Genomic DNA, 14954 nt, shown 5'->3' with positions numbered 1-14954 from the left:
ATGCCCCATCTTCATAGCGTTATTCCCCCTTATATTCTTCGTCGTATTATCGAAAGCGGTTCCGAGCCGCAGCAGCGCTGTGCCCGTCAGACCTTAACCCACGTCCAGACGCTGATGGCCCACATGCCCGGCAAACCCGCCGCGCCGCACGTGAATAAAGCCGGACAGCTGGAACGCGATATTTACGACGCGAAGCAAACCCAGGAGCTGCCGGGTACGCAGGTGCGTTACGAAGGCCAGCCGTCGAACGACGATGTGGCGGTGGATGAAGCCTACGATTATTTAGGTATTACCCATGATTTCTTCTGGAAAGAATATCAGCGTGATTCGCTCGATAATAAAGGGCTTATTTTGACCGGCACCGTGCATTACGGCCGGGAATATCAGAACGCCTTCTGGAACGGTCAGCAGATGGTATTTGGCGACGGCGACGGGGAAATATTTAACCGCTTTACCATCGCCATCGACGTGGTGGCGCACGAGCTGAGCCACGGCGTGACCGAGACCGAAGCCGGGCTTATCTATTTTGAACAGTCGGGCGCGCTGAACGAGTCTCTGTCGGACGTGTTTGGCTCGCTGGTCAAACAGTACCATCTGAAGCAAACCGCCGATAAAGCTGACTGGCTCATTGGTGAAGGGCTGCTGGCGAAAGGGATCAACGGCAAAGGGCTGCGCTCAATGTCTGAACCCGGCACCGCCTATGACGATCCTCTGCTCGGCAAAGACCCGCAGCCTGCGCACATGAAAGATTTCATTAAAACGCGCGAGGATAACGGCGGCGTGCATCTGAACTCCGGCATTCCCAACCGGGCATTTTATCTTGCCGCGACGGCGATCGGCGGCTACGCCTGGGAAAAAGCGGGTTATGCCTGGTACGACACGGTTTGCGATCGCAAACTGGCGCAGGATGCGGATTTTGAGGCCTTCGCAAAACTGACGATCGCGCACGGAGAGAAACGCTCCGGCAGCGACGCTGGTGCGGCCATTAAACAAGCCTGGGAACAGGTGGGAGTGTTGTAAATGCAGGTTCCGGAACTGACGGATGACGCCGTGGTTGAGCTGGCCCGGGAAGGCGGCGTCGCTTTTATTCCCAAGCTGAGCGGACAGCGCACCATCGCTCTCTCCTCGCTCAATGAGGCCCAGCGCCAGCGGCTGGTGAGCATCCTGGAGCAGGCTTTTCCACGCGGTCAGCCGCCCGGGCAAGCCTCTTCACCCGGCAGCGGCGACCAGCGCTATTTCCGCATCCAGATTGTCTGGACCGGGCAAAATCAGGCGCACTACGCCGATATCATCGTGCTGGTGCCCGAGCAGGAAGCGCCCGAGTCGCTGGTCGAGCTGTGGAAGAAAGGCGAATGCTGCGTCTGCGATTAACCTTCGGCCCGAACAAACTCCACGCGTTTTTTAGAGATAAGACCGTGGCCGTTCTGGCAGAAATAGTCCACCGCCCCGCAGGCCTTTAATACCTGGAGCGGCTGATGACACTCCGGGCAGCGGGCTTCAAGCGCAATATCTTTATTACAGCTGTCGCAGTGCGCTACGCCGTTCTGGGGCTCCAGCGGTGCCTGGCATTCCGGGCAGGTAATCGACATATTCTCTCCTGTTGGGTTTTACCGGGACAGGATAACTGCCCCGGTAGGCTGAACATTATCAGGCTTCAGCTGCCGGTTTAGTCTGCGCATTTTCCAGCATGCGTCGCACCGGAACAATAAGGACGATCAGTACCGCGGCACAAATCAGCAGCGCGATGGAGCAGCGCGCGAAGAGATCCGGCAGCATATCCAGCTGATCGGCCTTCACGTGGCCGCCGATCAGGCCCGCCGCCAGGTTACCCAGCGCGCTGGCGCAGAACCACAGCCCCATCATCTGGCCGCGCATTCTTTCCGGCGCAAGCAGCGTCATGGTCGCAAGGCCAATCGGACTCAGGCACAGTTCGCCGAGCGTCAGCATCAGGATACTGCCCACCAGCCAGAACGGCGACACGCCCGCTCCACCGCTGCTCAGCACGTTCTGTGCCGCCAGCATCATCAGGCCAAAGCCTGCCGCCGCGCACAGAATACCAATAACAAACTTGGTGATGCTGCTCGGACGAATGTTTTTGCTCGCGAGCTTCGGCCATGCCCAGCTAAACACTGGTGCCAGCAGGATGATGAACAGGGCGTTGATTGACTGGAACCACACCGCCGGGATTTCAAAATCACCAATCATGCGGTTAGTGTAGTCGTTGGCAAACAGGTTGAACGAGGTTGGCTTCTGCTCAAACGCGGACCAGAAGAACGCCGCGGAAATCAGCAGAATAAAGCAGACCAACAGCCTGGCGCGCTCTTTACGGTTCAGCCCCGCAAAGACAAACAGATAAATAAAGTAGAGGGCTACGGACGCCGCAATCACGTAGACCAGCACGCTGGCTACCGCGACCGGGTTAATCACAATCACGCCCTGCGCAATCAGCGTCACGATCGTTGCCACGCCTGCCGCCAGCGCCAGCAGCCATACGCCCACGCCGTTACGCTTCACCACCGGGCTGTTCCAGGTAGAGTCGAGGCCGACTTCGCCGTCATAGCGTTTCATTGCCGGAACGGCAAACACGCGGAAGATAATCAGCGCCACCAGCATCCCGATGCCGCCAATACCAAAGCCCCAGTGCCAGCCGTGGGTTTTAATCAGCCAGCCGGAAATCAGCGGCGCGATGAACGAGCCCATGTTGATGCCCATATAGAACAGCGAGAAACCGCCGTCACGACGCGCGTCGCCTTTTTTATAAAGGGTGCCGACCATCACCGAGATACAGGTTTTGAACAGCCCGGAGCCAAGCACAATGAACATCAGGCCGATAAAGAACAGGTTGTTCCCCATCACCGCTGAGAGCGCGATCGACAGGTGGCCGAGCGCAATCAGGATCGAACCGTACCAGACGGCTCTCTGCTGACCGAGCCAGTTATCCGCCAGCCAGCCGCCCGGCAGCGCGGCCAGGTACATGGTACCGGCAAAGATACCGACAATCGCCGAGGCGTTTTCACGCGCCAGGCCCATCCCGCCGTCATAGACGGTGGCGGCCATAAACAGGATCAGTAACGGACGAATGCCGTAAAACGAGAAACGCTCCCACATCTCGGTGAAGAACAGGGAACCGAGCGGATACGGATGGCCGAAGAACGTTCGGCTCTCTCTTTGATTAACAGTGGATTGCATAATTCTCCCGAAAGGTATGTCGTCGTGCTTGTAAACACCAGCAGGTACGCCGGCCAGTTACGTATCTGGCCGATTTTTTACATGCGGCGAAAAGTTAGTTAACCATTTGATAACCAGGCGCTAGTTTTGTCTAGTACCAGACCCTGGACTTTAAGATGAAAATTCGACGATTGTCTACTTTCTTAGATTTAAACTTGGTTAAAAGTGAATAGTGATTGACTTCACACAGAGAAAACCGGCGGTATGATTGGACAAAAAAAAGCCCGCGATAAACGCGGGCTTTCGTGAAGCGGGTAAAGCTTATTTGCTTTTCTTAATGTGCTTAATCAAGCGCTTACGCTTACGCATCTGGTTTGGCGTCAGGGTGTTGCGCTTGTTGGCAAACGGGTTTTCCCCTTCCTTGAACTGGATACGGATAGGCGTGCCCATCACGTCCAGCGATTTACGGAAGTAGTTCATCAGATAGCGCTTGTAGGAATCCGGCAGGTCTTTCACCTGGTTACCGTGAATAACTACGATTGGCGGGTTATAACCACCGGCGTGGGCATATTTCAGCTTCACGCGACGGCCGCGCACCAGCGGCGGCTGATGGTCTTCTGCAGCCATGTTCATGATGCGGGTCAGCATCGCGGTGCTCTGACGACGGGTGGAGCTGTCGTACGCTTCACGCACGGATTCGAACAGGTTACCCACACCGCTGCCGTGCAGCGCAGAGATAAAGTGCACGCGGGCGAAGTCGATAAAGCCCAGACGGAAGTCGAGAGTCTCTTTCACCTGCTCGCGCACTTCATTGCTCAGGCCATCCCACTTGTTGACCACGATAACCAGTGAGCGCCCACTATTGAGGATAAAGCCGAGCAGAGAGAGATCCTGATCGGAGATACCTTCGCGTGCGTCGATGACCAGCAGCACTACGTTGGCATCTTCGATCGCCTGCAGGGTTTTGATAACGGAGAATTTTTCCACCACATCGGTGATTTTCCCGCGCTTACGCACCCCGGCGGTGTCGATGAGGACATACTCACGCTCATCGCGCTGCATAGGAATGTAGATACTGTCACGGGTGGTGCCCGGCATGTCGTAAACGACCACGCGCTCTTCACCCAGAATACGGTTAGTAAGCGTAGACTTACCTACGTTTGGACGACCCACGATGGCCAGCTTGATCGGCAGATCCTGCGGGTTGAAGTCGTCTTCAGGCTCTTCTTCGCCCTCTTCTCCGTCTTCGAACTGCGCCCAGTATTCAGCGTCTTCGTCTACTTCTTCCGGCGGGTTTACTTCGTCAACCCACGGCAGCAGAACGGTTTCCAAAAGGCTGGTGACGCCACGGCCATGCGATGCCGCAATCGGGTAGATTTCACCCAGGCCCAGAGACCAGAAATCCGCGACGGCCTGATCGGCATCGATGCCGTCAGTTTTGTTCGCCACCAGGAAGGTCGGCTTTTCGCGTGAACGCAGATGCTTGGCAATAGCGGAATCCGCCGGCATCAGGCCAGCGCGCGCATCCACCATAAACAGCACCACATCCGCTTCTTCAATCGCCAGCAGCGACTGTTCCGCCATGCGGGTTTCAACGCCGTCTTCTGTGCCGTCAATACCACCGGTATCAATACAGATGAACTCGCGTCCTTCCACCTCTGCACGACCGTACTTACGGTCACGCGTCAGCCCCGGGAAATCCGCAACCAGCGCATCACGGGTGCGTGTTAAACGGTTAAAAAGAGTGGATTTTCCAACGTTAGGGCGCCCGACAAGCGCGACCACAGGTACCATGTTTGAAGCCTCATAAAATTCAAAATAACGTCGCTTTCGCGGCGTTTTTAAAAATGTCAAAACGGCTCCTGAGTGAACAGGAGCCGTTTAGTATACTACAACCGCCGGGTAATTAACGCGTGATCGCGTACAGCGTGCCGTCTTTTGCCTGAATCAGCAGTTTGCCGTCGGCCACAACCGGATCGGTCAGGAAGCCAGAGCTGTCGACTTTTTGCTGTGCAACAAAGCGGCCGTTATCCGGATCGATCCAGTGCATATACCCTTCGCTGTCGCCAACCACCAGGCTACCGTTGTACAGTGCCGGAGCAGTCAGCAGACGGTGCAGCAGATCGCTTTGCGTCCACAGCGTCACGCCGCCTTCGGTGCTCAGCGCCAGCAGACGGTCGTTCTGATCGACCATATAGATGCGGTTACCCTCAACGATGAAATCGTTCACAGAGCCCAGCTCACGTTTCCACATGATCTGGCCGCTGCGCAGATCCAGCGCGGTCAGGTTGCCGTTATAGGCCAGCGCGTAAACCACACCGTTAACAATGACCGGCGTTGTGTCTACGTCGCTCAGACGGTCAATTTCCGTTGAGCCGGTGGCCTGAGAGATACGCTGCTGCCAGATCATCTGACCCTGCTGCATCAGCACGGCGCTCACGCGACCGTTGTCACCGCCCACAATGGCAGCACCAAATGCGGTAGCCGGTGCTGATTCGCCGCGCAGAGAGAGCGCAGGCATATCCAGGTTAACGGTCCATTTCACCAGACCGTCAGCTTCGTTCAGCGCCTGCAGCTGGCCGTTGCTGGTATGAATCAGCACCAGACCGTCGCTCACCACCGGACGAGACAGGGATTCACCCGCTACGGTTGTTTGCCAGGCAATAGAGCCGTCGCTGCTGTTCAGCGCATAAACCTGCGCTTTTTCGCTGCCCACGTAAACATGGCCACCGGCAACGGTTAGACCGCCAGAGAGCAGTGCAGGTTTACGGGAGAACCAGCCGTCTTTTTCCGCCAGGTTAACGGACCATACTTCTTTCCCGTCATCGGCGTTCACCGCTTTCACGGTACCTTTGCGGTCAGCGGCATAGACAACGCTGTCTGCATACGCAGGATGAAGGTTGGAATAGAAATCACCAATCCCATTGCCCACGGAGACATCCCACGCGGTGGATGGGGTAAACTGGTTTTCAACCGTCGGCAGTGGGGACATTTTCACAACGTCTTCTTCGCCACTGAACAGTGAACAACCACTCAATAACGTAACAGAAAGCAGTCCTGGCAGAAGTAATTTACGCAATTGCATCGGGTCCCTCTCAGACGGACAAATTATTTATTTTCATCTGCATCATTTCGCTCAGCGCAGGTGAAGCATTGCTCTCTACGCCAGCTTGCCACGCTTTACGCGCGCCCGCTTTGTCACCTTTGCTCAGCAGTGCTTCACCGCGCAGATCGGCAACGATGGCAGCAAAACCTTCGCCTTTGATGGTATCGAGCGTTTTCAGCGCATCGTCAGCTTTTTTCTGCTGAACCTGAATACGTGCCAGGCGCAGATTGATCACCGCTTTCAGGTTCTCATCGCTGGCCGCAGCAAGGCTCTGAGAGAGCTGTGCAGCGGCTTTATCCAGTTCGTTCTTATCAACGTACTGCTGAGCCACTTCCAGCGCAGCCAGTGCACCGTAGGTGTTTTTGTTGTCAGCCGCAAATTTTTCTGCCGCAGTCAGCGTTTGCGGCTGATCGGCACGAATGGCGCTCACGGTATTTTCATAGGACAGAGACGCGCCGCGCGCGGAATCCGCCTGATGATTGTTCCAGTAACGCCAGCCCACCAGCGCACCGATACCTAAAACAACCCCAACAACCAGCGCTTTGCCGTTTTCAACAAAGAAGCGCTTAATCGCGTCGACCTGATCGTGTTCGTTCTCGTAAATTTCCACGCAGTCCTTCTCCTTAGCCCAATAGAGTGCGCAAGTGCGCCGCAACGCCGTCCTGCGTTACCGTTGTCTGCTCACCAGAGCGCAGGTCCTTCACCACCACTTCGCCGTTAGCCACTTCGGACTCACCCAGCACCAGTGCAATACTTGCGCCCCACTTATCGGCACGAGCAAACTGTTTTTTAAAGTTGCCGCCGCCATGGTTGGTCATCAGCTTAATGCCCGGCAGCGCATCGCGCACGCGTTCGGCAAGCTGCATCGCCGCAGACTGCGTTTCCGCGCCTGAAGCCACCAGGTATATATCGACAACGGAATCTGCTTTAAATTCCGGATTAACTGCCTGAACCAGCAAAACAAGTCGCTCAAGGCCCATCGCGAAGCCAACAGCCGGGGCTGCGCGACCGCCAAGTTGCTCAACCAGACCGTCATAACGGCCGCCCGCACATACGGTGCCCTGAGAACCGAGGCTGGTGGTCACCCACTCAAACACGGTGCGGTTGTAGTAGTCCAGACCACGCACCAGGCGCTGGTTCACGGTATAGGCGATACCTGCCGCTTCAAGCAGCTTGCACAGGCCCGCGAAGTGTTCGCGAGATTCTTCATCCAGGTAGTCACCCAGCGCAGGCGCATCGTTCAGCAGTGCCTGAACATCCGCGTTTTTGGAATCTAGAACGCGCAGCGGGTTACTGTACATGCGACGTTTGCAGTCTTCGTCCAGCTTCTCTTTATGCTGTTCCAGGAACGCCACCAGCGCATCGCGGTAGTTAGCGCGTGCTTCCAGAGAACCGATAGAGTTCAGCTCAAGGGAAACGTGATCGGCGATACCGAGGGCGCGCCACCAGCGGGCGGTCAGCATAATCAGTTCGGCGTCAATGTCCGGACCCTGCAGGCCAAAGACTTCCACCCCCAGCTGATTGAACTGGCGATAACGACCTTTCTGAGGACGTTCGTGGCGGAACATCGGGCCGATATACCACAGGCGCTGCTCCTGATTGTACAGAAGACCATGTTCGATGCCGGCGCGTACGCAGCCCGCCGTACCTTCCGGACGCAGGGTCAGGCTGTCGCCGTTGCGGTCCTCAAAGGTGTACATCTCTTTTTCAACCACGTCGGTGACTTCACCGATCGCGCGTTTGAATAACGGGGTCTGCTCTACAATCGGCAAACGGATTTCGCTGTAACCGTAGCTGCCGAGCACCTGCTTCAGTGTGCCTTCAATGCGCTGCCAGATGGCGGTTTCGCCAGGCAGATAATCGTTCATGCCGCGGATGGCTTGAATGTTTTTTGCCACGTTTATTCTCTTTCTATATACAAAAAAAACCCAAAGAATGGGTTCAATCATACATGGGAAGCGGCACGCTTCCCATCACGTTATTTTTCAACCTGCTGAACGCTGATACGCTGTGTTTCGTCCATCATGGCGGCTTTGGCGCGGATGCGGGCTTCAAGCTGGTCGATCATGTCGCTATTATCCAGACGATCTTTACGAACGCCATCTTCATAGAGACCACTTTTCTTGTTACCGCCGGTTACGCCCAGGGTTGACACCAGTGCTTCACCCGGACCGTTTACCACGCAGCCGATGATGGAGACGTCCATCGGGGTGATAATGTCTTCCAGACGCTGCTCCAGGGCATTCACCGTGCCGATCACATCAAACTCCTGACGCGAGCAGGTTGGGCAGGCAATGAAGTTGATCCCACGAGCGCGAATGCGCAGCGACTTCAGGATATCGAAACCGACTTTGATCTCTTCGACCGGATCGGCCGCCAGCGAGACGCGCAGGGTGTCACCAATCCCTTCAGAGAGCAGCAGCCCCAGACCGATCGCAGATTTTACAGAGCCGCTGCGCAGGCCGCCCGCTTCGGTTATCCCGAGGTGCAGAGGCTGGTCGATCTGTTTTGCCAGCAGACGATAAGACTCCACCGCCAGGAACACGTCGGACGCTTTTACGCTGACTTTGAACTGATCGAAGTTAAGACGATCGAGATGATCGACATGACGCATCGCGGATTCGAGCAGCGCCTGTGGCGTCGGCTCGCCGTATTTTTCCTGCAGGTCTTTTTCCAGGGAACCGGCGTTAACGCCGATACGGATAGGAATATTTTTATCGCGGGCGCAGTCCACGACCATGCGGATACGCTCTTCGTTACCGATGTTGCCCGGGTTAATGCGCAGGCAATCGACGCCGTATTCGGCCACTTTCAGTGCGATGCGGTAGTCGAAGTGGATATCAGCCACCAGCGGAACGCTGACCTGCTGTTTGATCAGTTTGAACGCCTCAGCGGCATCCATGGTTGGGACGGAAACGCGAACAATGTCCGCGCCTACACGTTCTAATGCTTTGATTTGATTGACCGTCGCTTCCACATCAGTGGTGCGCGTATTGGTCATCGACTGAACGGCGATAGGTGCCCCATCGCCGATTGGCACATTCCCAACGTAAATCCGTTTCGATTTTCTACGTTGAATCGGAGCCTGGTTATGCATGAAAAATCTCCCGCGTTGCCCGTCTGTTACTGTGCTGCTGATTGTTCGGCATTAACGGTAAGACGTGCAACCTGGTTAGTTCTGATAAATCGGCTCAGGTCGACAGGTTTTCCTTGATACTGGATCTGTACCGCTGCCGGAGCGCCGATTTTAAGTTTATAGGGAGCCTGGCCGGTTAGGTTTAACGTGCCATCTTTACGCTGCAGGCCGCTGAACAGTTTTTTACCTGTCGCGTCAGTCACTTCCAGCCAGCAGTCGGCGCTGAAGTTCATCACCAGTGCGTTGGGATCGGCTGCTGTTGCCGTACCCGCCGGGCTGGTTGGCAGAGACGCTGCGCTATTGTCTGCAGGCTGAGTAGCCGCAGGCGCGTTCGCCGCAGTATCAACATTCGCCTGAGAAGGGGCAATAACCGCGTTTTGATCCTGAGCCTGCGGCGCTGCGGTGTTAGCCGTTGCTGCCGGAGCCTGTGTTGTATCGGTCGCCGACGCGTCTGGCGCTGCGGTCTGTGGCTCGCTGGAGGAAGCTGCGCCGTCAGTATTCAGCGGCACGTTCTGGGCATTCTCACTTCCGGCCTGGTTGAGTTCAGCGGAGGATTGATCGGCCATGGTGGTAATCTCTTCCTGCTGCGCCTTGTGGTTTTGCCACCACCATGCGCCGGTCAGACCGATCACCACAAACAGTACCAGCCAGGTAAAGCTCATCAGCCAGCCATCGCGTTTTTTACGACGTTTCCCCAGGGAGAAGGTCTGCATCGGCGCAACTTTTGCTGCACGGACCGGCGCCTGCTTCTCCATCATTGGCAGTAATTCGTTTTCGGGGATATGGACCAGTTTTGCGTAAGAGCGGATATAACCGCGCAAGAACGTTGAAGCCAGATCGGCAGGCGCCTTATCTTCTTCAATATCGCGAACCGTGGAAACCTTCAGGCACAAGCGTTCCGCAACGGCTTGCTGGCTGAGTCCGAGTTGTTCACGGGCGTTGCGAAGACGAACGCCAGTGGAGAGTGCTTCATGTTGGTCGTGAGTGGCTTCAGTATTCATTCGCTACAACTACTGGTACGTGAAAAATAAGGGTTCAGGTGCCGGTGAGTCACAATGCCACCCGCACCGCGAAACTTCTGGTCAGTTAACCTTGAACAGAGAGTATAAGACTGTCAGCCCGGAGATGACAGTACAGCCCTGCCCGTACGGCTAAACTGTTGTTACGTCGTTACATACTGCCCGAAAGTCGGATGAAACGCACCGTAATTATTGTTCAGTCATCACGAATCTGACTGATTATTCAGTAAGACCAGGCTTCACGGCGCAGATAATGCGCCGTGAGTGCATAATAATCAAACAGCTTTAACCGCGATCGTCTCGCCCTGCATGCGTTTACGCAGGGTACGTTTGGTACGGTCAATAACATCACCAGCCAGCTGTCCGCATGCTGCATCAATGTCATCACCACGGGTTTTACGCACGATAGTGGTGAAACCATACTCCATCAGCACCTTGGAGAAACGGTCGATACGGCTGTTCGAGCTACGGCCATACGGCGCGCCCGGGAACGGGTTCCATGGGATCAGGTTGATTTTGCATGGCGTATCTTTCAGCAGTTCAGCCAGCTGATGCGCATGTTCGGTACCGTCGTTGACGTGGTCAAGCATCACGTACTCGATGGTGACGCGGCCCTGGTTGGCGTTGGATTTCTCCAGATAGCGACGCACCGCAGCGAGGAAGGTTTCGATATTGTACTTTTTGTTGATCGGCACAATTTCGTCACGAATTTCGTCGTTTGGTGCGTGCAGGGAGATCGCCAGCGCAACGTCAATCATGTCGCCCAGCTTGTCCAGCGCAGGCACAACGCCTGAGGTAGACAGCGTTACACGACGCTTGGACAGACCAAAACCGAAGTCATCCAGCATGATTTCCATCGCCGGAACGACGTTGGTCAGGTTCAGCAGCGGCTCACCCATCCCCATCATCACCACGTTGGTGATAGGACGCGTACCGGTTACTTTTGCCGCACCGACGATTTTCGCGGCACGCCAGACCTGGCCGATAATTTCTGACACCCGCAGGTTACGGTTAAAGCCTTGCTGCGCGGTTGAGCAGAATTTGCACTCCAGCGCACAGCCTACCTGAGAGGAGACACACAGCGTGGCGCGGTCTTCTTCCGGGATGTAGACGGTCTCAACGCGCTGATCGCCTACCGCAATCGCCCATTTGATGGTGCCATCTGCGGAGCGCTGTTCTTCCACCACTTCCGGTGCGCGGATTTCAGCCACTTCCTTGAGCTTGTTGCGCAGGACCTTGTTGATGTCAGTCATGTCATCAAAATTGTCGCTGCAGTAATGGTACATCCACTTCATGACCTGATCGGCACGAAACGGCTTTTCGCCCATCTCTTTAAAGAACTCGCGCATCTGCTGACGGTTCAGATCCAGCAGGTTGATTTTTCCATTTTTATTGGGAACCGCAGGAATGGCGACTTCGGAGGTATTCACTAATTCAGACATAATATTTTCCGGCCTCGTTGTTACACGTTATGGCCCATGGAGGGTTGAATAGAAACGCCCCGGAAAGCAGTCTGCTCGTCCGGGGCGTTGCATTGTACAAAGTCTGGCGCAGGGATGCCACGTCTGGACGCGGCATTTACGAAAATAATGTGTAAACGAAACCGTTAAATTAACGGGTACGTGGACACACTTCGCCTTCTGCGAAGAAGAAAGCGATTTCGCGTGCAGCAGATTCAACAGAGTCAGAACCGTGGGTACCGTTCTCGGTGAAGCTGTCTGCGTAGTCAGCGCGCAGAGTACCTGCCAGCGCGTTGTCCGGGTTGGTTGCGCCCAGCAGGTCACGGTGACGCTGTACTGCGTTTTCGCCTTCCAGCACGGATACCACGATTGGGCCGGAGGTCATGAACTCAACCAGGCCGTCAAAGAATGGGCGACCTTCGTGCTCAGCGTAGAAACCGCGAGCCTGCTCAACGGTCAGGTGCAGCATTTTGGTGCCAACAATTTTGAACCCTGCAGATTCAAAGCGAGCGAAGATGCTGCCAATAACGTTTTTTGCCACCGCGTTTGGTTTGATGATGGAAAAAGTACGTTCAATAGCCATGATAACCTCTGTCAATGTTCTGTTGTTTTGCATACCTGAGTATGGTGTGGCGCGGATTATAATGAGCAATAGCGCCATTGCCTATGGATTCAGGTAACATTTTTTTAAAATAAGACGAGTTTTAGCAACAGCTCACATCAGAAAGCTATTTTCAGGTCACTGCAGCGTAAAATTCACCGTCGCGACCTGACCGGTCTCATCCATAACGAGCAACTGATAATCGCCCGATTTATCAAGCTGTAATGTGTAAACTCTTCCCTTCACATTCAGCGGTTCACCGTTCAAAAACCACCAGCGCTCGCCGCTATTGCCGGTCGCCTGAAGCGGCAGCGAAACGCGGGATTCGCCCGGCAGACGTTTGATGACGGCCCCTTCACGCACGCCTGTCAGGATGAGTGGCGCAGGTGCGTCCTGCGACAGCGGAGGACAGGTGGTTGATGACGAAGGGACCCGTACCGCGCGACGCTCGCTCGCCGGCAGCCACGGCTCCAGCGGCAGCGGCCAGACATCCAGGACTTTTTCAGTTGCATCAGGGCAATCTGCCGCCACGCGTTTACCCGTTTTATCCAGCCAGACCGGGAAGCGAATGCCGCGTATCCCTTCCTGTTCGGGCAATAGCAGCGTGGGCGGTTCACTCCCTTCCAGCAGCCAGGTCGACAGGCGACGCCGACAGTTTTCACTCCCTTCCGGCAGCGACTGGCCGCCCGGCCAGCAGATCACGCCCCGCCCGACGCTCTCCGGACGCGGGTCGCGCGGCAGGCGGGCTTCGTCTACCGTTGAGCGTGACTGAAGCAGGTTATTTACCTGATTTAACAGTGGAACCGCGCTGGCGAAACCAAACTGCCCCGCTACGGGCGTGCCGTCCGGTCGGCCTGTCCAGATGCCTATTACGTAGCGGGCATTAAGACCAATAGCCCATGCATCACGGTAGCCGTAGCTGGTGCCGGTTTTCCATGCCAGCGGCGCGATCTGCGGTAATGCATTATCCGGCAGCGGCTGCGCCTCGTTCGCCAGAATACGGCGAATAATCCACGCCGAGCCTTGCGACAGCAGCGGACGTTCAATGAGCGGATCGCCCGGCTGTAACCGCAGCCTCCCCGCCTTACCGTGTCGGGCAAACGCGCTGTAGGCCGCGGCGATATCGGCCAGCCGGGCGCCTGCCCCTCCGAGGATCAGGGACAGATTTGGCTGCGCCCCCGCAGGCAGGATCAGCGGCAAGCCTGCGTTGCTCAACATCCCGGCAAAACGTTTTGGCCCGTAGGCTTCCAGTACCTGTACCGCGGGCAGGTTGAGGGAGCGCACCAGCGCTTCACTCATGCTGACCGGTCCGTGGAACCCACTGTCAAAATTCCCGGGGCGATAATCACCGGTTTTTCTGGGTACGTCCTGGAGCAGCGAGGCGGGATGGATCAGGCCATCGTCCAGCGCCATACCGTAAATAAAGGGCTTTAAGACCGATCCGGGGGATCGGATCGCATTGACCATATCCACGTGGCTAAAACGACTGTCATCGTTAATATCCACCGATCCGACCCAGCCGCGCACTTTCATATCGGTGTGATCCACGACGATCATCGCCAGCGAGCTGCGCGCAGGAAGTCGGGACTTCCAGTTCATCGCCAGCTCTTCCAGCTGCCGCTGTAGCCCGGCATCCAGCGTGGTGACAATTTTTGCGTCGCGGCTTTTGCCGAGCATCATGCGCGCAAAGAGCGGCGCCAGCTGCGGCATCTGTCGGGGCGCCAGCCATACCGATTCTTCCCGCGATTCCTTGACCTGCTTCGCGGACCAGACGCCCTGCGTGACCATGCGGTCGAGCACTTTGTTGCGCGCCGCCTCGGCCCGTTCAGGCCAGCGGTCCGGACGTAAGCGGCTGGGTGCCTGAGGTAGCACAGCCAGCAGCGCCGCTTCGGAATAGCTGAGCTGCGACGGCGGTTTGCCGAGATAGGTCCAGCTCGCCGCCCCGACGCCCTGCAGCGTGCCGCCAAACGGAGCGCGGTTGAGGTAAAGGGTGAGAATGTCGCGTTTGGAAAGATGCCACTCCAGCTGCATCGCCCGCCAGAGCTGACGAACTTTGCCGCCAAAGGTGCGCGGATGCGGGTCCAGCAGGCGTGCCACCTGCATGGTGAGCGTGCTTCCGCCAGAGACGACTTTGCCAGAACTGAGATCCTGCCAGGCAGCGCGCAGGACAGAGAGCGGGTTTACGCCTGGGTGATCCCAGAACCAGCGATCTTCATACTGGATCAGCGCCTCAAGGTAGCGGGGAGAGACCTCTTCAATGGTAACCGGATAGCGCCAGATCCCGTCGCTATCGGCAAAACGCCAGAGCGGCGTGCCCTTCTCATCTACCACCACCCGGGCGGGATTAACCTCTTTCAGAGGCAACGGCCACAGGCGGTCGGCGGCGACAATCAGCCCCCATAAAACGAGAAGCGCTCCCGCCAGCCATAGCCAGCGGGAGCGTGTCAGACGTGCCATTCGCATA

At 56.4% G+C, this 14954-nt stretch carries 13 protein-coding genes; 2 read left to right on the top strand and 11 right to left on the bottom strand.

All coding sequences use genetic code 11. From position 1 onward, the window contains the following. Positions 1 to 1020, top strand: a complete 1020-nt coding sequence (locus ACERY3_RS10535; protein ID WP_373225577.1) for a M4 family metallopeptidase — start codon at positions 1 to 3, stop codon at positions 1018 to 1020. Next, entirely contained in the window at positions 1021 to 1371 is a 351-nt protein-coding gene (locus tag ACERY3_RS10530) for a protealysin inhibitor emfourin (RefSeq protein ID WP_373225576.1), read from the top strand. On the opposite strand, the gene ACERY3_RS10525 is transcribed toward ACERY3_RS10530, so the two are convergent. From ACERY3_RS10525 to pbpC, 11 genes are all read right to left on the bottom strand, one after another. Continuing rightward, positions 1368 to 1589, bottom strand: a complete 222-nt coding sequence (locus tag ACERY3_RS10525) for a zinc ribbon domain-containing protein (protein WP_023308796.1) — start codon at positions 1587 to 1589, stop codon at positions 1368 to 1370. The two genes, ACERY3_RS10530 and ACERY3_RS10525, sit on opposite strands and share 4 nt — an antisense overlap. Before the next feature lie 58 nt (positions 1590 to 1647). After that, positions 1648 to 3189 carry a peptide MFS transporter gene (locus tag ACERY3_RS10520; protein WP_373225575.1) on the bottom strand — a complete coding sequence of 514 codons (1542 nt, stop codon included), beginning with the start codon at positions 3187 to 3189 and terminating at the stop codon, positions 1648 to 1650. A gap of 300 nt (positions 3190 to 3489) precedes the next feature. Beyond that, complete coding sequence (gene der, locus ACERY3_RS10515) at positions 3490 to 4962, bottom strand: ribosome biogenesis GTPase Der (RefSeq protein WP_023308811.1); 1473 nt, start codon at positions 4960 to 4962, stop codon at positions 3490 to 3492. 112 nt (positions 4963 to 5074) lie between these two features. Beyond that, positions 5075 to 6253 carry an outer membrane protein assembly factor BamB gene (gene bamB, locus ACERY3_RS10510; RefSeq protein WP_008502135.1) on the bottom strand — a complete coding sequence of 393 codons (1179 nt, stop codon included), beginning with the start codon at positions 6251 to 6253 and terminating at the stop codon, positions 5075 to 5077. A gap of 10 nt (positions 6254 to 6263) precedes the next feature. Then, positions 6264 to 6884, bottom strand: a complete 621-nt coding sequence (locus ACERY3_RS10505) for a YfgM family protein (RefSeq protein ID WP_039263736.1) — start codon at positions 6882 to 6884, stop codon at positions 6264 to 6266. Between the two features lie 13 nt (positions 6885 to 6897). Further along, positions 6898 to 8172 (bottom strand): histidine--tRNA ligase, encoded by a 1275-nt coding sequence (hisS, locus tag ACERY3_RS10500; RefSeq protein WP_058841762.1) that lies wholly within the window; start codon positions 8170 to 8172, stop codon positions 6898 to 6900. Positions 8173 to 8252: 80 nt separating this feature from the next. Further along, positions 8253 to 9371 carry a flavodoxin-dependent (E)-4-hydroxy-3-methylbut-2-enyl-diphosphate synthase gene (gene ispG, locus ACERY3_RS10495; protein WP_023308814.1) on the bottom strand — a complete coding sequence of 373 codons (1119 nt, stop codon included), beginning with the start codon at positions 9369 to 9371 and terminating at the stop codon, positions 8253 to 8255. A 26-nt stretch (positions 9372 to 9397) separates the two neighbouring features. Continuing rightward, positions 9398 to 10411, bottom strand: coding sequence for a cytoskeleton protein RodZ (rodZ, locus tag ACERY3_RS10490; protein WP_058841761.1), 1014 nt, complete (start codon positions 10409 to 10411; stop codon positions 9398 to 9400). A gap of 293 nt (positions 10412 to 10704) precedes the next feature. After that, positions 10705 to 11871, bottom strand: coding sequence for a bifunctional tRNA (adenosine(37)-C2)-methyltransferase TrmG/ribosomal RNA large subunit methyltransferase RlmN (locus ACERY3_RS10485; RefSeq protein WP_014171168.1), 1167 nt, complete (start codon positions 11869 to 11871; stop codon positions 10705 to 10707). A gap of 169 nt (positions 11872 to 12040) precedes the next feature. Continuing rightward, positions 12041 to 12472 carry a nucleoside-diphosphate kinase gene (gene ndk / locus ACERY3_RS10480; RefSeq protein WP_003860625.1) on the bottom strand — a complete coding sequence of 144 codons (432 nt, stop codon included), beginning with the start codon at positions 12470 to 12472 and terminating at the stop codon, positions 12041 to 12043. Positions 12473 to 12628: 156 nt separating this feature from the next. Then, positions 12629 to 14953, bottom strand: coding sequence for a peptidoglycan glycosyltransferase PbpC (gene pbpC, locus ACERY3_RS10475; RefSeq protein WP_058841760.1), 2325 nt, complete (start codon positions 14951 to 14953; stop codon positions 12629 to 12631). Between the last annotated feature and the right edge of the window lies 1 nt (position 14954).

This window comes from Enterobacter cloacae complex sp. ESBL7 (assembly GCF_041679625.1).
In the GTDB taxonomy this organism is placed as follows: Bacteria; Pseudomonadota; Gammaproteobacteria; order Enterobacterales; family Enterobacteriaceae; genus Enterobacter; species Enterobacter asburiae_B.
This window is presented reverse-complemented; position numbering and strand designations above follow the sequence as displayed.

Excerpts from the sequence above, each read along its gene's own strand:
- ACERY3_RS10535 (WP_373225577.1), top strand. The coding sequence starts at position 1 with ATGCCCCATCTTCATAGCGTTATTCCCCCTTATATTCTTCGTCGTATT.
- ACERY3_RS10530 (WP_373225576.1), top strand. The coding sequence starts at position 1,021 with ATGCAGGTTCCGGAACTGACGGATGACGCCGTGGTTGAGCTGGCCCGG.
- ACERY3_RS10525 (WP_023308796.1), bottom strand. The coding sequence starts at position 1,589 with ATGTCGATTACCTGCCCGGAATGCCAGGCACCGCTGGAGCCCCAGAAC.
- ACERY3_RS10520 (WP_373225575.1), bottom strand. The coding sequence starts at position 3,189 with ATGCAATCCACTGTTAATCAAAGAGAGAGCCGAACGTTCTTCGGCCAT.
- der (WP_023308811.1), bottom strand. The coding sequence starts at position 4,962 with ATGGTACCTGTGGTCGCGCTTGTCGGGCGCCCTAACGTTGGAAAATCC.
- bamB (WP_008502135.1), bottom strand. The coding sequence starts at position 6,253 with ATGCAATTGCGTAAATTACTTCTGCCAGGACTGCTTTCTGTTACGTTA.
- ispG (WP_023308814.1), bottom strand. The coding sequence starts at position 9,371 with ATGCATAACCAGGCTCCGATTCAACGTAGAAAATCGAAACGGATTTAC.
- rodZ (WP_058841761.1), bottom strand. The coding sequence starts at position 10,411 with ATGAATACTGAAGCCACTCACGACCAACATGAAGCACTCTCCACTGGC.
- ACERY3_RS10485 (WP_014171168.1), bottom strand. The coding sequence starts at position 11,871 with ATGTCTGAATTAGTGAATACCTCCGAAGTCGCCATTCCTGCGGTTCCC.
- ndk (WP_003860625.1), bottom strand. The coding sequence starts at position 12,472 with ATGGCTATTGAACGTACTTTTTCCATCATCAAACCAAACGCGGTGGCA.
- pbpC (WP_058841760.1), bottom strand. The coding sequence starts at position 14,953 with ATGCGAATGGCACGTCTGACACGCTCCCGCTGGCTATGGCTGGCGGGA.